This is a genomic window from Cupriavidus sp. YR651 (assembly GCF_900101625.1).
Lineage (GTDB): Bacteria > Pseudomonadota > Gammaproteobacteria > Burkholderiales > Burkholderiaceae > Cupriavidus.
In genome coordinates, this window is record NZ_FMYZ01000015.1 from 1 (window position 1) to 19951 (window position 19951).

A 19951-nucleotide genomic window follows, 5' to 3' on the forward strand; every position below is an offset into this window, starting at 1 on the left:
AACATGGCCAACACGACGGCTGCACTGATCGGACGCAGCTGGAAGGCAAACGGTTGTACGGCTTTGGGGTTCATCACTATCAACTTCGATGTGGGCAAACTGGCACTTATTCCCAAAGCGGTAACGAAGGCAGCGTGTCCTGAGGTAAATGCTCGCTGGAGCAGCGGCTGGTGCTATGGCTGTGGCGGCGGAACTCGCCCTGGCATGAAGACGAGAGCGCGTTACTTCGGCTGGGGTGCTGCCCCAGACGTTGCGTCGCCTTCCGTGGAGCCGCCGTAGTCGTTGATGGCGCGGTAGTGCACCTTGACGTCGGCGCCCTGCACCGCGTCGCCGGTGAGCGGAAAGACCTTGGTCTCGCCCGGCCCGACCATGCCGCCGTCGTCGGACTTGGCGGTCTTGCCACCACTACGCACTTCAAGCGCGGTGAAGGAGACGTGATACGGGGTGGGATTGCGCGCTTCGACCGCGGGATGATTTCCCGACTGGGTCGCGCGCCAGGTGACTTGCGAGGGAGCGTCGTCCGCCATGCCCTTCAGGCCCGCGGGACGGTAAAAGAATTTGATGCGCGAACGGAAGGCCAGCTGCAGCTGATTGGCATTGGCGGCTTCGCCCGTCGGCTTGGGCGGCACTTCGAGCACGTTGAGCCAGAAGACCGATTCCTTGTCCTGCGGCAGCGGCTCGCCGGTGTAGTGGATGCGCAAGGTCTGACCCTTGCGAGGATCGATACGCGTGACCGGCGGCGTGACGATAAACGGAACATCTACGGAAGACGGCGTGGCCTTGGCGTCGCCGTTGTCGAGCCACGCCTGCGTCAGCGCGGGCGACTGGCCCTCGTTGCTGAGCTTGATCGTGACTTCACTTTCCTTTGCGTGATAAATGACCCGCGTGCCCCCGATGACAACAGAGGCTTGCGCCTGCAGGGCGCCTGCGAGTCCCAGCGCGAGTACGCTGGTGGCCAGAAAATTTCTGATAGCGGGTTTCATTTTGGGGGGGCGAATGATTAATGGCGTAAAACCGGGAGAAATGCGGAGCGGCCGATGGCCGGCTCCGCTGCACTGCGCTACCGCGATTACGGGTAGACGATGGTGTACTGCACCGACGAGTTGACCGCGCCGCCGGTGGCGGCACCGGTCGACACATAACGGGCGATGTAACGCATCGTGGCCGAACCGGCGGAACCGGCCGGCGAGCCGGCAACGAGCGGCACCGAGTGCGAGTTCTGCGAGGCATCGGCAAAGCCAGCCTTGATTTCAGAATCGTCGTCCGCATTGAACAGACCGATTTGCACATTGCTGGCGGCGCCGGAGCCCGAAGCAACGATCAGGCGGCCGGTGGTGGCATCCACGGTCGGGCCCGCTTCAAAGAAGGTGCGGACATTGCCGGAGTCCGGGTTGCAGCCAGTCAGCGAAATGCTGAACGGCGTGGCGCCGGCGACGTTGCCTGCCGTAGCCAGAAGGCCGCTCGACACATTGGGCAGCGCCACGGTGAAGTCCTTGCTGGACGTGCCATTGCCGTTGGCGGTGCAGGTTTGGGCCGTGATGCTGCCCGTGAAGGAGATCGTGCCATCCACGGCTGCGGCATATTGCGATACGGTGGCGGCGGCTGCGAAGGCGAGTGCGGAAAGGAGCTTGGTTTTCATGATGCGGATAAACAATGAGAATTAATGAAGTTTTGCGTAGCAGGGTGAGGAATTAATATTTGCCTCGTGGCATCTGCACGCAAATTTGCAAATGATTTCTGACTTACTGACTTACTGACTTATTACGCTCAGGCTTGAATCTCCATAAAAATCCTTAACTGATCCAATCACAGAATCTTGCGAATCGCCGGTAGCTCGTTCCATCCATTTACGATTTACCTGCCATTCGCGGCGCCACCCATTAGGAATCGACTGGAAGCACTAACTGGGGAGGCGCTGTTTTTCTGATGCCTGTAATGTAGAAAAACGCGCATACCGGGCACATAGAACGATTCCTAAAGTCCCGGACCCCCGGGATATTTAGAAATACTTCGAACACGCCTGCGTGTATTGGCCCGACGAAATGAAATAACAGTCACTTCGGAGTGACGCGGCCGGGATAATCGCCGAGCCTGGGGATGTGCCGAGAAGGGAATTGGGGTGAAATCGTGATCAGAGGATCACTACTGCCGGGTGGGGGTGGGACTTGATCCGCATGTGACGCCTTCGAACAATTCACATGCCGCGGCGTCCGCCATGACGGATCGCCTGGCGAGCCGCTCGGTTGCCGCTTTGCCACCCAGGGGCCACGCACGCCGATTGCCGGCGCCAAACAAAAAACCCGCCGGATTGGCGGGTTTCTTGCTGAAGCAGAGGTCTACAGGTTCAGGACGGCAGCGATTCCGACAACCGGTTGTTGCCTTCGTCGCCTTCCTCATCCGGCCACGTGCGGCCGACCATCCACTCATACAGCGTGGGCAGCACGATCAGCGTCAGCAGCGTGGCGGTGATCAGGCCGCCGATGATGACGATGGCCAGCGGACGCTGCGTCTCGGAGCCGATGGCGCGCGAAATCGCCATCGGGAACAGGCCCAGCATGGCCAGCAGTGCCGTCATCAGCACCGTGCGCAGCCGGTCCATCGACCCCGTCAGCACGGCCTGGCGCACCGGCATGCCTTCGTCGCGCAACTGGTTGAAGTACGTCACCATCACCACGCCGTTCAGCACGGCCTGGCCGAACAGTGCGATAAAGCCGATGGCCGCCGACACCGACAACGGAATGCCGGTGAGGAACAGCGCGAACACACCGCCAATCAGCGCGAACGGGATGTTCGAGATGATCAGCGTGGCGCTCTTGAACGACTTGAACGCGTTGAACAGCAGCAGGAAGATCACCAGCACCGACAGCGGCACCACGATCGACAACCGCGCCATCGCACGTTCCTGGTTCTCGAATTCGCCGGACCAGCTGATCTTGACGTCTTCGGCGTTCACGTTCTTCTTGACCAGCGCCTGCATGTCCTTCACCACGCTACCCATGTCGCGGTCGTGGATGAAGATGCCGATCGACGTGGTGCGCTGGCCGTTTTCGCGGCTGATGTTCATCGCGCCCGATGCGGCACGGAACGTCACCAGCTGCGACAGCGGCACCTGCGCGCCATCCGGGGTCTGCATGAAGATGTTCGGCAGGTTCGGCAGCTCGCGCTCGCCCGGCCTCAGGCGCACGGCCACGCTGAAGTGCTTCTCGCCTTCCCACAGCTCCGTGGCGGCCTTGCCGGCCAGCGCGGTTTCCATCAGGTCCTGCACATCGGCCACGTTGATGCCGTAGCGCGCCGCCTGGGCCCGGTCGAATTCCAGCACGTACTGCGGCAGTTCGCCGTCGCGGTCGATGAACGCGCGCATCACGCCCTTGACCGACTGCACGTTGGCCAGGATCTGGTCGGCCACCTGCTTGTTGTGCTCCAGGCTGTCGCTCTGGACCTTGATGACGATCTGGCCCTTGATCTGCGAAATGCTCTCGAGGATGTTGTCGCGCACCGGCTGCGAGAAGTTGGGCTCGATGCCCGGCAGCTGGCGCAGGTTGCGGTTGATTTCCTCGATGATCTTGCGCTTGTCGTAGCCCGCGCGCCATTGCTTGTCGCCCTTCAGGTCGACCAGGATTTCCACGGTATTGATCAGCTTGGGATCGGTGCCGTCGTCCGGACGGCCCACCTTGGAGATCGTGGTGTTGACCTCCGGCGTCTTGCGGATGACGCTGCGCAGCAGGCGCGCCTGGTCCCGGGCCTCGTCGATCGAGACCGACGCCGGCAGGTCGAAGCTCACCCACATCGATCCCTCGTCCAGTTCCGGCAGGAATTCGCTGCCGAGGAACTTGCCCACGCCCACCGTCGCCACCAGCAGGGCCAGCGCAATGCCGACCACCTTCTTCTTGTTGTCCAGCGCCCAGGCGAGCATCGGTTCGTAGATGCGCTTGCAGTGGCGCACCACGAAATTGTCCTCGTGGGCGATGTTCTTGGTGAGCAGCAGGTGGCACAGCAGCGGCACCACGGTCAGCGACATGATCAGCGAACCGATCAGCGCGCCGGTCACCGTATAGGCCATCGGCGCGAAGATCTTCCCTTCGTGCCGCTGCAGCGTGAAGATCGGAATGTGCGCCGCGATGATGATGACCATCGAGAACACGGTCGGCCGGCCCACTTCCGAGGTCGCCTGCAGGATCGCGTACAGCCGCGCCTTGCTGTCCTTGATCTGGTGCTCCTTCAGCTCGCCCAGTCGCTTGAAGATGTTCTCGACGACGATCACGGCGCCGTCCACGATAATCCCGAAGTCCATCGCGCCGAGCGACAGCAGGTTAGCCGGAATCCCCACCCACGTCAGGCCGATGAACGTCGACAGCAGCGCCAGCGGAATCACCAGCGCCACGATGGCGGCGGCGCGCACATTGGCCAGGAACAGGTACAGCACGGCCATCACCAGCAGCGCGCCCTCCACCAGGTTGCCGAACACCGTGTGCAGCGTCTTGTCGATCAGCGTGGAGCGGTCGTAGTACGGCACGATCTTCACGCCCTTGGGCAGGATCGTGGAGTCCAGCAGTTCGATCTTCTGCTTGAGGGCCTCCAGTACGATGGACGGATTCTCGCCCTTGCGCATCACCACGATGCCCGAGACGATGTCGTCCTCGTTATCCTGGCCCATCAGCCCCTGCGGCGGCGCGGCCCCCACCTTCACTTCGGCAATGTCCTTGACGAGGATCGGCGTGCCGTTGGTCTCCGTCACCACCACGTTGGCGATGTCGGCCGAGGTCCTGAAGCTGCCCAGCGACCGCAGCAGGAACTGCTGGCGGCCCTGCGCCACGGCACCGCCGCCGGCATTGGAGTTGCCACGTTGCAGCGCGGTGAACAGTTGCGACAGCGAGACCTTGGCGTCACGCATGCGCGCCAGGTTCGGATTCACCTCGTACTGCTTGATGGTGCCGCCGATGGTCACCAGGTCCGCCACGCCAGGCACCTGGCGCAGGTTCTTTTCCACCACCCAGTCCTGCAGCGTGCGCAGTTCCTGCGCCGTGTAGCCCTTGCCGGTCAGACGGAAACGGAAGATCTCGCCGATGGCGGTGGAAAGCGGCGCGAGGTCCGGATGGACCCCGTCAGGCAAGTCCACGCTGCGCAGGCGCTCGATGATCTGCTGACGCGCCGTGACGTCGGTGGCCTTGTCGTTGAAGGTCACCATCATGAACGACAGGCCGAACTGGGTGTGCGAGAACACGCGCACCGAATTGGGCGTGCCCGCCAGCGCGGTCTCGATCGGAATCGTGACCTGACGCTCCACTTCTTCCGCGGCACGGCCCGGATAGAGCGTGATGATGTTGACCTGGATGTCGGAAACATCCGGGAAAGCCTCGATGGGCAGGTTCTTGAAGGCGGCCAGGCCGCCGGCGACGAAGATGATCAGGCCCAGCCAGACAAACAGCTTCTGGTGCAGCGCAAAACTGACGATACGGGAAATCATGGGGCCGTCGTCCTCATTGCTTGGACGACGCGCGCGCCGCGTTCACGGCCGTGGCATCGCGCAGGATGTCTTGCAGGTAGAGGTTGCCATCGGTGATCACCACATCGCCATCCTTCAGGCCTTCCACCACCTCGGCGGTGCCGGGCATCTGCACGCCCAGCTTCACCTGGCGACGCTCGAACGTGTTCTGCGCGGTGCGCACGAACACGTAGTTCTTGTTGTCAGCCAGGAACACGGCCTTGGACGGCACCGAGATGCCCTGGAACGACGCTGCCTTCAGCCTCGCCGTGACGAACATTTCCGCCTTCAGGCGGCGGTCGGCATTGGGCACGACCAGCCGCACCTTGATGCTGCGGGAATTGGGATCGACGTAATCGGCGATCTTCACCACGGTGCCCTCGAAGGTCTCGCCCGGATAGGCGGTGCTGGTCAGCCGCACCGTCACGCCGGGCTTGAACAGCCCCATGTCCGCCTCGGCGGCGTCCACCTGCGCCCACAGCGTGGTCGGGTCGGTCACCAGGAACAGCGGCGCGGTGGGCGGCTGGTCGGGACGCAGCTCCATGCCCGAATTGATGTTGCGCTCGACCACCAGCCCCTCGATCGGGCTGCGCAGCGCAAAGCGCTGGTTGACGGCATCGCCACCGGCGGCCGCGCCATACATGCGCAGCGCGGCCTGGGTGCGCTGCTGGTCGGCGGCGGCGCGGGCGCTGTCCGCCTGGGCCTGCTCCAGCTCCTTCTGCGCGATGATGCCGGCGCCGTACAGCTCACGCTGGCGCGCCAGTGACTTGGCGGCCAGGGCACTGTCCGCGGCGGCCTTGCGGGCATCGGCCTGCGCCACGCCGAAATCGGGCGAGGTCAGCATCGCCAGCGGCTGGCCGGCTTTCACGGTGGTCCCGGGCTGGGCCAGGACCTCCATGACACGGCCGGCAAACGGCGTGGTCACGCGCACGGTCTTGTCCTCGTTCCAGACCAGCCGGCCCGGCAGGCTGAGCATGCGGTCGCCGCCGCTCTTGACCGGTTGGCCGACGATGCCCGGCAGGGTCTTGACGCTGGCCGGGAACTGGATCGTCTGCCCGCTGACCTTGGGATCGTCGTCGGGTTCGGGGGCTTCCTTCTTGCCGCAGGCGGCGAGTGCGAGTGCGCACAGCGATAACGCGGCGACCAGCCGCACGGCGCCATTGCGGGGGAAGCTGCGAGACACGGGGGACGGGGACTTCAAATCAAGGACGCGGCGCATCGGTACGGACCTGGGGAAGCTTGTTGATATCGGAATTCGTGGTCTGGAGGGCGGTGAGGTAGGCCGACAGGGCCTTGGCATAGTTGCCCTGCGCCTCGACGGCATCCAGCCGGGTCTGGCGCAGCGCGCGGCGCGCGTCCAGCAAGTCCAGCACGCCGCTGGCACCCTTGGAATAGGCGAACTCGGCGCTGTTGGCAACGGACTCCGCGGCCGGCAGCACGGATTCCCGCATCTGCTGGAGCGATCCGCGTGCCGCATCCAGCTGGCTGCGCAGGCGCTCGATGTCGTTCTGGGCCGACAGCAGGATGCGATTGCGGTCATCCAGCGCCGCGTAGTAGTCCACCTCGGCGCGACGCGCCTCGCCGCCATAGCTGTGGCGCACATACAGCGGGATCGACACGAACACGCCGTAGCTGTTGCCGCTGCCGGTGGTATTGGCTTCGGACACCGGGTAATGCTCGGCCTGCGCCCCGACGGTCACATCCGGCACGCGGCCGGCACGGGCCAGGTCGCGCGCGGCGGAGGCGGCGGCCAGGCGCGCCTCGGCGGCCGTTACGTCCGGGCGGCGCTGTAGCACCTCGGGGTCGATCGGCGGCACCGGGGCGTCCACCGTCGGCCAGTCCGGCACCAGCCGGTTGTCCAGCAGCGTGCCGGGCACGCCGATCGCGGCGGCCAGTGCGGCCTTGTCGCTGACGTGGTCCGCCTGCGCGGCGCGCAGGTCGTTCTGGGCGCGCAGCGTCTCCAGCTGGAGCTTGGTCACGTCGGCGCGGGATACATCGCCGGATTTCAGGCGGGTTTCGTTGGCTTGCTGCGTGCGGCCATACAGGCCGACGGTTTCCGTCAGCACTTCCACGCGCGTCTGGCTGACCACGGCTTCATACCAGGCCTGGTCGACGGCGCCGATCTGCTGCGCCACCACGGCCTGCGTCTGCTCGCCGACGGCGGCGCTGGCCTTGCGGGCCGCATCCACGCGCAGATTGCCCTTGTTGGCGGTTTCGATGACCTGGTCGACCCGCAAGGTCGAATCCACGGTCTTGCTGCGCAGGTTGCCGGACCCGACGCCGAGGTGCGGGTTGATATTGGCCACCCCCAGGCTCAGCACCGGGTTGGGTCGTTGGGAAGCAATCTCGATATCGGCCTGGCTGGCTTCCTCGCCACGGCGGGCGGAAATGATGTCGCGGTTGCAACGCAGCGCGTCAAGGCGCGCCTGGGCCAGCGTCAGGGTTGCCTTGGCAGGCGGGGGAATGCAGGGGCCGTCCGGCGGCATGGGCGCGCTGGCGGCATGGCCAGCGCTGGCCACCAGGGCAAGCAGCGTTGCCGCGGCGGCTCGGGAAACAGGAAAATGCACGATCAGTCTGGCTCGATTCGACAACGATCAGAGGTAAACGACCGTGCCAGTCTAACGGTGCACCGGGATGGCAACTTTTCTCGATATTGATCCCGGAAGCCGTCAAATTTATGTTCGCCTGATGACTGCGCACGATCTCCCGAGCGCATTCAAACCCAATCTCATTACAAACGCCTTTCATCCTGTCGATAAATCTCGGGAATAGCAGGGAAAAGCGGCGTTCAGGGAAAACACCGATTGGCTGGGCAATATTTACGCCCGGATTACCCGGCGCGGCCTAAAGGCGCCATCAAAATGCGGCCCCGAACGGGCGTGGCGAGGGTTGCGGTTGGTCTCTCATGGCTGCCGGGCGGCGACGATCCGCTGGGCACGCTCCAGCACCGGTCGATCGACCATCTTTCCATCCACGGCGATGGCCGCCCCCTGCGCGGCGGCGGCTTGCCCGACCACGCGCGTGGCCCATGCCAGCTCCTCCGCGGAGGGCGCCAGGCCGGCGTGTACGCCCGCCACCTGATTAGGATGGATCAGCAGCTTGGCGCCAAACCCGAAGCGCCGGGCGCGGGCGGTATCCGCCGCCAGCGCTTGCGCATCGCCGATCGCCGTACACACCCCGTCGACCGGCGCGGGCAGCCCGGCCGCCCGGGAGTGCGCCACCAGCTGGCCGCGGAAGTAATGCAAGGGCTCGCCATCGTCGGCCACATCGAGGTCGAACATCAGGTCGATGCTGCCAAACAGCAATCGCGCGATACCGCGCGTGCGCGCGAGCTCCGGCAGGTCGGCAAAACCGGCGGCGGTCTCCAGCAGCGCATGGCAACGCACATCGGGCAGCGTGGCCTGCAGCGCGGCGACCGATCCGGCATCGGCCTTGGGCAACACCAGCGCGGCGACGGCCTGGTCGCGACACCACGCGAGGTCGTCCGCGAAGTACGCCGTATCGGCGCCGTTGATGCGCACCAGCAATGCCACGCCCGCGGCGTCGGCTTCCGCAAGCAGGCCGCGCCACGGTGCGGCGAGTCCCGCACGTGCGTCGGACTTGGCATCCGGCGCCACGGCGTCCTCGAAATCGACAATCACGGCGTCGGCGCCGGCGGCAATCGCCTTGCCGATCCGGTCGGGCCGGGTGGCCGGCACAAACAGGTAGCTGCGCGGCGGGCGGGCGGTGGTGGCACTGGTAGCAGTCATGGCGATCGTGACGGTCGTAGTGGTCATTTTGGTCGTCATTGGCGGCGGCGCGCCACTCAGACCACGCCATCGGCGTGCAGCCGGGCCACCTGCTCGGCGGCGCAGCCCAGCTCGGCCAGGATCGCATCCGTATGCTGGCCCACGGCGGGCACCGGGTCCATGCGCGCATCGGTCACGCCCGGTGGCAGCAGCGCCGGAATGTCGCCCGCCGGCGATGCCACGGACCGCCAGCGCGCCCGCGCGGCCAGTTGGGGATGCTGCCAGACGTCGGCCATGGTGTTGACCCGCGCATTGGCAATCCGGGCATCCTCCAGCCGCTGCACCACCTGCTCCGCCGTCATGCGCGAGAACGCCTCGACAATCCGCTCGCGCAACTGCGCCCGGTTGGCGCTGCGCAGGCTGTTGGTGGCAAACGCCGCATGGCTGGCCAGATCGGGTTCCTCAAGCACCACCTTGCAGAAGATGGCCCATTCGCGCTCGTTCTGCAGGCCCAGCATCACCGTCTTGCCGTCGCCGGTCGGGAACGGTCCGTAGGGATAGATCGTGGCGTGCGCGGCGCCGGCGCGCGGCGGCGGCTCCGCGCCGTCGAACGCGTAATACATCGGGAATCCCATCCACTCGACCATCGACTCCAGCATCGATACGTCGATACGCTTGCCGCGCCCGGTCTGGCCGCGTTCGATCAGCGCGGCCAGCACGTTGGAGTACGCATACATGCCGGCGGCGATATCGGCCACGGAAGCGCCCGCCTTGACGCCCTCGTCCGACGTGCCGGTCACCGACACAAAGCCCGATTCGCTCTGCACCAGCAGGTCGTAGGCCTTCTTGTCGCGATAGGGGCCATCGCCGCCGTAGCCCGAGATGTCACAAACGATCAGGCGCGGATAACGTGTGGAAAGCGTCTCGTAGTCCAGCCCGAGCCTGGCCGCCGCACCCGGCGCCAGGTTCTGCACCAGCACGTCGGCGCGGGCCAGCAGCCCTTCCATCACCGGCCCGGCGGCGGGTGCCTTGACGTCCAGCGTCAGGCTTTCCTTGGAGCGGTTGGTCCAGACGAAGTGCGAGGACAGCCCGCGCACGCGGGAATCGTAGGCCCGCGCAAAGTCGCCGGGGCCGGGACGTTCGATCTTGATGACGCGGGCACCCAGGTCGGCCAGCTGGCGCGTGCAGAACGGCGCGGCAATGGCCTGTTCGAGGGAGACGACGGTAATGCCTTCGAGGGGACGGGACATGGCGGGGCGGGGTCGGTTGCGCAATGCCGCCAATCTACCCGCCAGCCCGGACCCTGTGAAATAGGGATTGCAGAAGGCTCCATAAGTAGAATCAATACCCTTGGCCCAGGGAGACCCGATGGACATCCGAGCAATGCGATATTTCGTGGCGATCGTCGACCACGGCAGCCTGACCCGTGCCGCCGAGGTCGTCTGCGTGGCCCAGCCCGCGCTGAGCCAGCAACTGGCCGCGCTGGAGGAGGAATTCGGCTTGCCGCTGGTGCACCGGGGCGCCAAGGGCGTGCGGCCCACGGAGGCCGGCAAGACGCTTTACCGTCACGTGCGCAACATCCTGCGGCAGGTGGAGATTGCCGGCGCCGATGTGCGCGTGGCCGGCGCGGAGGTGTCCGGCACGGTGGCCATCGGCCTGCCGACCACGGCGGCGGCGGCCTTTGGCATGGCGCTGGTGCGCAGCGTGCGGCAGCGCTACCCGCAGGTGCGGCTGCAGTTGTTCGAGAGCATGAGCGGCTATATCTCCGAGCTGCTAAACCAGAACCGGCTCGACTTCGCCATCCTGTTCCGCGATACGCCGTCACGCGCCGTGGAGCCCGAACCGCTGGCCAGCGAGCCGCTGTACCTGATTGGCACGCCACCCGGGCCGGCACCGAAGCCGGGCAGGCGCGCGGCCGGTGGCCTGGCTTCGGCGGAATCGGCGGCGCTGGCGGCTTCGGCGCCGGCCACCATCGCACTCAAGGCGCTCGACGGCGTGCCGCTGGTGCTGCCGAGCGGCTCACAGGGCCTGCGCGAAGTCGTGGAGCGCAGCTTTGCCAAGGCCGGCATCGCGCTGAACGTGGTGGCGGACCTCGATTCGCTGCCATTCCTGCTGTCCGCCGCGCGCGAAGGGTTGGCCTGCACGATCCTGCCGGAATCCTCGCTGGGCGAAGGCGATGCCGCGGTGGCGCGGCGCCGCATCCTGCCCGAGTTGCGGCGCACGCTGTCCCTGTGCTGGCCCCGCGCCCTGCCACGCTCCAACGCGGCCGAGGCGGTGGCCGAGATCCTGCGCGAGATCGTGGCGGATCGCATCGCTTTGGGCGGATCGCTGGCGCCCCCGGCAACAAGCAAGTGACCACGGGCAAATAACTGCGGGGGGATGACCGCCGTGACAGCGGTATGTCAGACCACCGCATGTCAGGTCTCCGCATGTCAGTTCCCGGTATGTCAGGCCTCCATATGCCGGTTACGCCGCCCGGCGGCCCGCAGGGGGCTTCGCCTTGACATGGCGGCTTCGGCGCACGCATTATCGCCCTCAGCATCTGGCCGTACCCCGTAGCTGTCAGTCAACGCTGTTTCCGCCCCCACCGGCGCCCGCCGCCAGCCTTCGTTGAATCCTCGCGCGCCATGGCGACTGCCCCGGCCAACTACGAGTTCAAGCCTCACGAACGGCCGATGCTGCCGGGGTCTCCGGCCACGCCCGAGCACCCGACGCCGCGGCGCATCGCGTACTTCTGCGTGGGCGTGCTGATCGGCCTGACCGGCGGCTTCGGCAACGCGCTGGTCGTGGCCAACCTCAACAACATCCAGGGTGTGTTCGGCCTGTACAGCGACGAGGCCGCGTGGTTGTCGACGGTGTACGTGATGACCAACGTATGCATGTCGATGCTGCTGATCAAGTTCCGGCAGCAGTACGGCCTGCAGCACTTCACCGGCCTCTTCCTGGTCGGCTACGCGGCGACCACCGCCGCCCACCTGTTCACCCATTCCTTCACCACCGCCCTGCTGGCCCGCGCCGCCAACGGCGTCGCCGCCAGCGGCCTGGCCACGCTGGCGCTGTACTACATCATCCAGGCGTTGCCCGCCAGGCACCGGATGCGCGCCGTCGTCATCGGCTTTGGCGTGCCGCAGCTGGCCACCCCGCTGGCGCGCACGTTTTCCACGACCATGCTGGAAGGCGGCAACTGGCAGACGATGTACCAGTTCGAACTCGGACTCGCGCTGCTCTCCATCGTGGCCGTGGCACTGCTGCGCCTGCCGCCGAACGAGCGCCTCAAGGCCTTCGAGCCTCTCGACTTCGTGACCTTCGCGCTGTTCGCGCCGGGCATGGCGCTGCTATGCGCGGTCCTGGGCGAGGGCCGCATCCTCTGGTGGACGGAAGCGCCGTGGCTGGGCTATGCCTTGTGCGGCGCGGTGGTGCTGATCTCGGCCGCGCTGTGGATCGAGCACAACCGTGTCAACCCGCTGCTCAACACGCGCTGGCTGGGCAGCGCGGCCATGATCCGCTTTGCCGTGGTGGCCACCGCCGTGCGCATGCTGCTGTCCGAGCAGCCTTATGGCGCGGTGGGCCTGCTGACCTCGCTCGGCATGGGCAACGACCAGCTCATCTCGCTCTACATCGTCGTGTCGCTGGCCACCGTGGCCGGCATCGTCACCAGTGCGCTGACCGTGAACCCGAAGAACCTCGGACGGCCGATCCGCATTTCGCTGGTCCTGATCGCCATCGGCGCGTTCATCGATGCCGGCTCCACCAACCTCACGCGGCCGTACAACATGTATTTCACGCAGTCGCTGATCGCGTTTGCCGCCGTCTTCTTCCTGGGGCCGGCGCTGCTGATCGGCATCTCCGTCGCCATCCAGCGCGGCATGAGCCACTACGTGAGCTTTTCGGCCCTGTTCAGCATCACGCAATCGCTGGGCGGGCTGGCGGGGTCGGCCTTGCTCGGCACCTTCCAGACCTATCGGGAGAAATTCCATTCGCACGCGCTGGTGCAGAACATCGTCCTGTCCGATCCCGTGGATGCCGAGCGCCTCCGGCTGCTGGGCAACGTCTACGGCCGCTGGGTCGGCGATCCCACGCTGCGCCAGGCGGAAGCGCTGACGGCGCTGGCCCAGCAGGTGACGCGCGAAGCCAATGTGCTGGCCTTCAATGACGTGTTCCTGCTGATCGGCGTCCTGGCCACCGTCACCTTCGTCGTCCTGCTGGCGCTTTACCTGGCCAATGTCATACCGGGCCATGTGCCGGAGAAGTCCCCGCCTGCCGCACCAGACGAGAAGGAGAAGGCAAAGGAGAGCGCATCGTGACAGACCAGCAGGACCGCCCGTCGCCCGCTCCGGCCGCGCCCGAACGGATGAAGGACCCCGTGGAGGTCGCGGTAGCGCCCAAGGGCTGGGCGCCGCCGAAGGGGACGCTGCGGCTGACCATCCTGATCATCGTGCTGGCCGTGATCGGCGTGCTCATCATCCTCTACGCCTGGGGCCTGCCGCCCTTCACGCCGGCCCTCCAGAGCACCGACAACGCCTATGTGCGCGGCCAGACCACGATCATCAGCCCGCAGGTCAGCGGCTACGTGACCGAGGTGCCCGTGCATGACTTCGAGGTAGCCAAGGCCGGCCAGGTGCTGCTGCGCATCGACGACCGCATCTATCGCCAGCGCGTGGAGCAGGCGCGCGCGTCGCTCAATACGCAGATCGCCAACCTGAACAACTCCGAGCAGACGCAGCGTGCACGCGAGGCCACCGTGGTGTCCCAGCAGGCCAACATCGACAATGCCCGGGCACAGCTCTCGCGTGCGCAGGCCGACATGAAGCGCGTGGACGAGCTGGTGGCCGATGGCTCGGTCTCGCTGCGCGAGCGCGACCAGACCCGTGCGGCGCTGCGTCAGGCGGAAGCCGCACTTGAGCAGGCGCGCGCCGCCATCGAGATTGCCCGGCAGGACGTGCAGTCCGTGCTGGTGGGCCGCGCCGGGCTGAAGGCAGCGGTGGAACAGGCACGCGCGGTGCTGGAACTGGCGGAGATCGATCTGTCGAATACGGTCGTGGTGGCGCCGCAGGCCGGACGGCTGAGCCAGATCGGCGCGCGGCTGGGGCAGTACGTCACCTCCGGCACGCAACTGATGTTCCTGGTGCCGGCCCAGTTGTGGGTCATCGCCAACTTCAAGGAAGCCCAGACGTCCCACATGGCGCCGGGGCAGCCGGCCCACTTCCGGGTGGACGGGCTGGACAACGCGCGACTGAGTGGCCACGTCGAACGCCTGGCACCGGCGGCAGGCTCCGAGTTCGCCGTGATCGTGGCGGACAACGCCACCGGCAATTTCGTCAAGGTCGCGCAGCGGATCTCGGTACGGATCTCCATCGACCCCGGGCAACCGCTGGCGGAACGGCTGCGGCCGGGCATGTCGGTGCAGGCGGAAGTCGACACCAGCGGCGGCAAGCCGCGCGAGCGATGACGCGAGGGAGCAGCCCTCCCCCGCCGTCGGGCGAGATGCCGCGTGGATCGCGAACGCCACCGGCAACCACATTGGCGAGCCCATCGGCGGCCCTATCGGCGGCCAGTCTGGCGACCCGCTTTTTGGCTCGCTTTTTGGCCCGCTTGCTGGCCCGATTGGCCCGCTTGCCGACGGCATTGCCAACGATCTTGCTGGCGGGATGGCTCGCCGGCTGCATGGGTCCTCGGCCGCCCGTGCCCGATGAGGCCGGCGTCACGCCGCCGGTGGCATGGCGCGTGGACGTGGGGCCGACCGCCGCCATCGAGCGAGACTGGTGGCAGACCTACGGCGACCCCGAACTGGCCGCGCTCGTGGCCGAGGCGCTGGAATATAACGACGACATCGCCATCGCCGCCGCCCGGGTGCGCGAAGCCGACGCCCAGGCACGCGCCGCCCGTGCGGACCTGTTTCCCACGCTGGATTTCACGGGCGGCGGCAATCGCGCGCGGGCGATCAATGCCTTCGGGCAGCCCGTCGCGCTCAACACGGGGCAGCTGACGCTGGAGGCCTCCTACGAGGTCGACCTGTTCGGCCGCATCCGCGATGCCGTTGGCGCGGCCCGCGCCAGCGCGCTGGCCAGCCAGGCCGCGCGCGACACCACGATCCTGTCCGTGGCCGCAGCCACGGCGCGCGGCTATATCACGCTGCGCGCGCTCGATGCCCAGCTGGAAGTCGTCAGGCAGACGTTGCTGTCGCGCGCCGATGCGTTGCGGCTGGCGCGGGACCGCGCGCGGGCCGGCTACACCTCCCAACTCGAATACGAGCAGGCCCGCGCCGAGTACGAATCGACGGCACAGGCCGTGCCGCAGGCGGAACTGGCCGTCGCGCGGCAGGAAAACGCACTCGGCGTCCTGATCGGCAAGCCGGACGCCGGCGCCATTGCGCGGGGACGGACACTGCAGTCGCTGCAGCAGCCCGCCGTGCCGGAGGGCCTGCCATCGGACCTGCTGCGCCGCCGCCCGGACATCGCGCAGGCGGAATACAACCTCGCGGCCACCGACGCCAGCCTTTCCGCCGCGCGCAAGGCCTACCTGCCCCGCATTCCGTTGTCGGCAGCGGGCGGACTGGTCTACGTCACCGGCCTGGCCAATCCGATCCGGATCTGGTCGATTGGCGGCAGCGTGCTGGCGCCGATCTTCGAGGGCGGGCGGATCGTGGCGGGTGCCGATGCCGCCGCGGCACGGCGCGACGAGGCCGCCTTCGCTTACCGGCGCGTGGCGCTGACGGCCTTTCGCGAGGTCAACGACAACCTTGCCGCCGTGCAGAAGCTGGGAGAGCAGGAGCAGCGGCTGCAACAGCAGCGCGACGCGCTGGCCGCCGCGTTGCGGCACGCCACCAACCGCTACCGCGCCGGCTATTCGCCCTACCTGGAACAGCTCGACGCCCAGCGCCAGCTGTTCAACGCGGAACTGAGCCTGATCTCCGCCCATGCGGACCGCCTCAATGCCAGCGTCGCGCTCTATCAGGCGATGGGCGGCGGCTGGCGGCAATAAGAATTGCTTATGGCCGTAGTCGGCGATTGAATTTCTCCTGCCGGGCCGGCTCGGCTAGAGTGGGCGCCAGCATGGGCAAGCCCGATGACCGGGCCCCGACAATCGCCCGCTACAGGAGACCACATGCTTCGCACCCACCGCGCCCTGGCAGGCCTTGCCACGGCCCTCGCTCTCGCCGCAACCGGCGCCGCGCACGCCGACACCTATCCGTCCAAGCCCATCCAGATGATCGTGCCGCAGGCACCCGGCGGCACCAACGACATCGTCGCGCGCCTGGTGGCGGCGGACCTGTCGCAGCGGCTGGGGCAGCAGGTCGTGGTGGAAAACCGCCCCGGCGCCGGCGGCAATATCGGCACGCAGACCGCGGCCCGCGCCACGCCGGACGGCTACACGCTGCTGATGACGATCAGCAGCACGCAGGCCATCAACCCGTCGCTGTATCGCCAGATTCCGTTCGATCCCGTCAAGGATTTCGATCCGATCGCCCCGGTGGCCAGCGTGCCCAACGTGCTGGTGGTCAACCCGGCTTTCCCGGCCAAGTCGATGGCCGAGCTGATCGCGCTGGCCAAGGCCAAGCCGGACTTCTACCGCTATGCGTCCGCCGGCAACGGCACGCTGAACCACCTGCTGGGCGAGATGCTGAACAGCATGGCGGGCATCAAGCTGGAGCACGTGCCGTACAAGGGCGTGGCCCCGGCGCTCAATGACGTGCTGGGCAACCAGGTGCCGATGGCATTCGCGAGCCTGCCGTCCGTGCTGGCCCACATCAAGGCGGGCAAAGTACGCGCGCTGGGCGTGAGCTCCGCCAAGCGCTCCCCGTTCGCACCGGATATCCCGGCGATCGGCGAGACCGTGCCCGGCTATAGCGGCGATCTGTGGGTCGGCCTGTTTGCGGTGCGGGGCACCCCGAAGGACGTGACGCAGAAGCTGGCCACCACCCTGCAAGCCGCGCTGGCCGACAAGGCATTGCGCGACAAGCTGGCCGCACAGGGTGCCGAGGTGCTGACCGGCACGCCGCAGCAGTTTGCCGGCATGCTCAAGAGCGACATCGACAAGTGGGGCAAGATCGTCAAGGCCTCCGGCGCACAAGTGGACTAGAGGCACTATCAAAATGATTCTGGCGTCGTTGCGCGGCCTTGCCGTACCACTTGTACTGTCTGCGGCCGCGCCCTTGCAGGGCGCGCATGCGCTGGCAGGCGCATGCCGCTACGCAGGCGGCTCGCAGGTGAGCCGAAACCCCTGCTACGCCCTAGCCAGAACCGCTGACGCTTCACTTTGATAGCGCCTCCAAACCCGCCGGCCGAGTCGAGTGAGTCAATACCAATACACGGTCAGGGATTTCCCGAATGTCTGCGGCATGTCCGCGTATCATCGCGGACGCCTCCGACACGCCTGAAATCCCCGTTCGACCATGCCTGACCATACGTTGCTGTCCGCCCTGCTCATCTTTGGACTCGGGGGGTTGCTCGGCGGCGTGGGCGGGCTCTTTGGCATCGGCGGCGGCCTGATTGCCATCCCCGCGCTGGGCCTGCTCTACGGCATGGACCAGCAGCTGGCGCAGGGCACCTCGCTGGTGATGATCGCGCCGAACGTGGTGATCGGCTTCTGGCAATACCGCAAGCGCGCGAATATCGAACTCAGGACGGCCATCGTCCTGGGTCTTTCCGCCGTGCTGGCCACCTACGCCTCGGCCCGGCTGGCTACTTCCCTCGACGCCCAGCTGCTGCGCCGGATCTTCGCGGTGTTCATGATCGGCCTGGCCCTTTACTTCCTCTGGCGCCTGCTGCCCGGACGCGCGGCAACGCAACCGCAGGCACGGCTCTCATCGCGCTGGATTCCGGCGCTGGGCGCCGTGGGCGGTGCGTTCTCGGGATTCTTCAGCGTGGGCGGCGGCGTCGTGGCCGCACCGGCGCTGGTCGGCCTGTTCGGCATGCGGCAGGCCGTGGCGCAGGGCCTGGCCCTGGCGCTGGTGACGCCCGGCGCCGTCGTTGCGCTTTCCACCTACGCGCAGGCCGGTCACGTCGACTGGTACAGCGGCATTCCGCTGTCCCTCGGCGGCATGCTGACGATCTCCTGGGGCGTGGCGCTGGCGCACCGCATGCCGGAGCGCCGGCTGCGCGCGGCGTTTGCGCTCTGCCTGATCGCCACGGCCATCGTAATGCTGGTGCGCGGCTAGCAACTGGCGGCTGAAGACTCAAGGCTCAAAGCTCCCCCTCTGCCACGGCACGCGGCTGCCGGCACCCGGCCGGACTCGCCGCGCGAAGCGCCCCCTATCCCGCTACGAGTTGCTTGCGCGCGGTCACGCTGTGCATCAGGCCGAAGGACAACATGGTCGCGCCCGCGATCAAGGCCGGGATGCCTACCAGCGCAAACAGCGTCGGCATGCCAAGCCCCATCGACATCATCGTCGCCCCACCCACCGACCCCACGACGGAGCCCATGCGGCCCACGCCATTGGCCCAACTGACGCCGGTGGCGCGGCAATCGGTCGGATAGAAGCCGGCGCTCAGCGCATTGGCGCCCACTTGCGAACCCGAGATGCAGAAGCCCGCCAGGAACACCGCCACGCCGGCGGCGACCGGCGCATCGGCCAGGTTGCCGATGGCGGCGATGAACACGCCCGCCAGCGCATAGCTGCCCGCCAGCACAAAGCGCGGATTGAAGCGGTCCATCAGCCAGCCCAGCGCGATGGCACCGACGGTGCCGCCCACCTGGAACATCGTCGTGACCAGCGCGGCGGTGCGCAACGACATGCCGGTGCTGCGCAGGAACGTCGGCAGCCAGCTGGACAGCAGGTAGATCACCAGCAGGCTCATGAAGAACGTCAGCCAGAACAGCAGCGTGCCGCGCAGCAGTTCTGGCTTGAACAGGTGCCGCGCCGGCGATCCGACCGGGCGTTCGGATACGGTGAATGTGGCGCCGCACAGGTCGGCCGCGGGCGCGATGCGCTGGAGCGTGGCCACCACGCGCGCCGGCTCGGCGCCCGTCATCACCAGGTAGCGCACCGATTCCGGCAGCAGCCTGACGAGCACAACCGCCAGCACCAGCGGCATCACGCCGCCGACCACCAGCACCGATCGCCAGCCATAGGCCTCGATCAGCCCCGCCGATGCCAACCCGCCCAGAGCAGAACCGAGCGTGAAGCCGCAGAACATCGTCGTGACCAGGAACGAGCGGCGCTTTTCCGGACAGAACTCGGAGGTCAGCGTGATGGTGTTCGGCATGGCGCCGCCGAGCCCCAGGCCCGTGAGAAAGCGCAACGCGATCAGCTCCCACAGCTCGCCGGACCACGCCGACGCCAAACTCGCCACGCCGAAGAACAGCACGGAGAAGATGAGGATGCGCTTGCGGCCGTAGCGGTCAGCTAGCGGGCCAAACAGGAACGCGCCCGCCATCAGCCCGGCGAGTCCCGCGCCAAACAGCGGCGCGAGGTGAGCGGGCGAGAGCTGCCAGTCGGCACGGATTGCCGGCGCGATAAAGCCGATGGCGGCCGTGTCGAAGCCGTCGATGGCGACGATCAGAAAGCAGAGCACGACGATCGTGACCTGGAACGCCGATAGCGGCTGACGATCAATGAACGCGGTAACGTTGAGCGGTTGGCTGGCAGGCATGGTGTCTCCTCCGTGGTTGCCAGTGAATGGGCGAGCGAACGGCAGCCGGCGATGTCGATGGCTCGCCTGGCTTGCCGGAAGTACGGCTTGATTCGGAATGCGGTCCGGATGGCGCCCGGGTGCGGTCTTGGTTTCTTGGAGGTTGCTTC

General features: G+C 66.9%; 14 protein-coding genes. 6 read left to right on the forward strand and 8 right to left on the reverse strand.

Annotated elements, in window-relative coordinates; all coding sequences use genetic code 11:
• Positions 1 to 221: 221 nt before the first annotated feature.
• The 7 genes from BLR29_RS27145 to BLR29_RS27175 form a co-directional block, all read right to left on the reverse strand.
• Positions 222 to 983: a fimbrial chaperone gene (locus BLR29_RS27145; RefSeq protein ID WP_092141635.1), complete on the reverse strand. Its 762-nt coding sequence runs from the start codon at positions 981 to 983 to the stop codon at positions 222 to 224.
• A gap of 86 nt (positions 984 to 1069) precedes the next feature.
• The gene (locus BLR29_RS27150; protein ID WP_092141638.1) at positions 1070 to 1639 is read right to left on the reverse strand and encodes a fimbrial protein; all 570 of its coding nucleotides are present in this window, start codon (positions 1637 to 1639) and stop codon (positions 1070 to 1072) included.
• 705 nt (positions 1640 to 2344) lie between these two features.
• Entirely contained in the window at positions 2345 to 5464 is a 3120-nt protein-coding gene (locus BLR29_RS27155) for an efflux RND transporter permease subunit (protein ID WP_092141641.1), read from the reverse strand.
• A 13-nt stretch (positions 5465 to 5477) separates the two neighbouring features.
• Complete coding sequence (locus tag BLR29_RS27160) at positions 5478 to 6701, reverse strand: efflux RND transporter periplasmic adaptor subunit (RefSeq protein ID WP_092141644.1); 1224 nt, start codon at positions 6699 to 6701, stop codon at positions 5478 to 5480.
• Positions 6685 to 7968 (reverse strand): TolC family protein, encoded by a 1284-nt coding sequence (locus BLR29_RS27165; RefSeq protein WP_092141922.1) that lies wholly within the window; start codon positions 7966 to 7968, stop codon positions 6685 to 6687. Before BLR29_RS27165 ends, BLR29_RS27160 begins: the two co-directional genes overlap by 17 nt.
• Positions 7969 to 8385: 417 nt before the next feature.
• A complete protein-coding gene (locus BLR29_RS27170) occupies positions 8386 to 9258 on the reverse strand; it encodes an HpcH/HpaI aldolase/citrate lyase family protein (RefSeq protein ID WP_255371462.1) in 873 nt (290 codons plus the stop codon).
• Positions 9259 to 9287: 29 nt separating this feature from the next.
• On the reverse strand, positions 9288 to 10460 hold the full coding sequence (locus BLR29_RS27175; protein ID WP_092141647.1) for a CaiB/BaiF CoA transferase family protein: 1173 nt from the start codon (positions 10458 to 10460) through the stop codon (positions 9288 to 9290).
• Positions 10461 to 10578: 118 nt separating this feature from the next.
• Here BLR29_RS27175 and BLR29_RS27180 point away from each other — a divergent pair, with 118 nt between their 5' ends.
• The 6 genes from BLR29_RS27180 (at position 10579) to BLR29_RS27210 (ending at position 18367) form a co-directional block, all read left to right on the forward strand.
• Entirely contained in the window at positions 10579 to 11565 is a 987-nt protein-coding gene (locus BLR29_RS27180; RefSeq protein WP_092141650.1) for a LysR substrate-binding domain-containing protein, read from the forward strand.
• Positions 11566 to 11837: 272 nt separating this feature from the next.
• Positions 11838 to 13514, forward strand: coding sequence for an MFS transporter (locus BLR29_RS27185; protein WP_092141652.1), 1677 nt, complete (start codon positions 11838 to 11840; stop codon positions 13512 to 13514).
• Positions 13511 to 14659, forward strand: a complete 1149-nt coding sequence (locus BLR29_RS27190; RefSeq protein ID WP_255371463.1) for an HlyD family secretion protein — start codon at positions 13511 to 13513, stop codon at positions 14657 to 14659. The genes BLR29_RS27185 and BLR29_RS27190 overlap by 4 nt, the downstream gene beginning before the upstream one ends.
• A gap of 176 nt (positions 14660 to 14835) precedes the next feature.
• Positions 14836 to 16191 carry an efflux transporter outer membrane subunit gene (locus BLR29_RS27195; protein ID WP_255371464.1) on the forward strand — a complete coding sequence of 452 codons (1356 nt, stop codon included), beginning with the start codon at positions 14836 to 14838 and terminating at the stop codon, positions 16189 to 16191.
• Positions 16192 to 16314: 123 nt separating this feature from the next.
• Complete coding sequence (locus tag BLR29_RS27200) at positions 16315 to 17289, forward strand: tripartite tricarboxylate transporter substrate binding protein (protein ID WP_092141655.1); 975 nt, start codon at positions 16315 to 16317, stop codon at positions 17287 to 17289.
• Positions 17290 to 17602: 313 nt separating this feature from the next.
• Positions 17603 to 18367: a sulfite exporter TauE/SafE family protein gene (locus BLR29_RS27210; RefSeq protein WP_092141658.1), complete on the forward strand. Its 765-nt coding sequence runs from the start codon at positions 17603 to 17605 to the stop codon at positions 18365 to 18367.
• 94 nt (positions 18368 to 18461) lie between these two features.
• Here the strand turns inward: BLR29_RS27210 and BLR29_RS27215 are convergent, their stop codons facing one another.
• Positions 18462 to 19802 carry an MFS transporter gene (locus BLR29_RS27215; protein ID WP_092141661.1) on the reverse strand — a complete coding sequence of 447 codons (1341 nt, stop codon included), beginning with the start codon at positions 19800 to 19802 and terminating at the stop codon, positions 18462 to 18464.
• Between the last annotated feature and the right edge of the window lie 149 nt (positions 19803 to 19951).

Bases quoted from the DNA above. Each gene is read 5' to 3' on its own strand.
- BLR29_RS27180 (WP_092141650.1), top strand. From the start codon at position 10,579: ATGGACATCCGAGCAATGCGATATTTCGTGGCGATCGTCGACCACGGC.
- BLR29_RS27150 (WP_092141638.1), bottom strand. From the start codon at position 1,639: ATGAAAACCAAGCTCCTTTCCGCACTCGCCTTCGCAGCCGCCGCCACC.
- BLR29_RS27210 (WP_092141658.1), top strand. From the start codon at position 17,603: ATGCCTGACCATACGTTGCTGTCCGCCCTGCTCATCTTTGGACTCGGG.
- BLR29_RS27170 (WP_255371462.1), bottom strand. From the start codon at position 9,258: ATGACCACTACGACCGTCACGATCGCCATGACTGCTACCAGTGCCACC.
- BLR29_RS27165 (WP_092141922.1), bottom strand. From the start codon at position 7,968: ATGCCGCCGGACGGCCCCTGCATTCCCCCGCCTGCCAAGGCAACCCTG.
- BLR29_RS27200 (WP_092141655.1), top strand. From the start codon at position 16,315: ATGCTTCGCACCCACCGCGCCCTGGCAGGCCTTGCCACGGCCCTCGCT.
- BLR29_RS27145 (WP_092141635.1), bottom strand. From the start codon at position 983: ATGAAACCCGCTATCAGAAATTTTCTGGCCACCAGCGTACTCGCGCTG.
- BLR29_RS27215 (WP_092141661.1), bottom strand. From the start codon at position 19,802: ATGCCTGCCAGCCAACCGCTCAACGTTACCGCGTTCATTGATCGTCAG.
- BLR29_RS27160 (WP_092141644.1), bottom strand. From the start codon at position 6,701: ATGCGCCGCGTCCTTGATTTGAAGTCCCCGTCCCCCGTGTCTCGCAGC.
- BLR29_RS27155 (WP_092141641.1), bottom strand. From the start codon at position 5,464: ATGATTTCCCGTATCGTCAGTTTTGCGCTGCACCAGAAGCTGTTTGTC.
- BLR29_RS27185 (WP_092141652.1), top strand. From the start codon at position 11,838: ATGGCGACTGCCCCGGCCAACTACGAGTTCAAGCCTCACGAACGGCCG.
- BLR29_RS27175 (WP_092141647.1), bottom strand. From the start codon at position 10,460: ATGTCCCGTCCCCTCGAAGGCATTACCGTCGTCTCCCTCGAACAGGCC.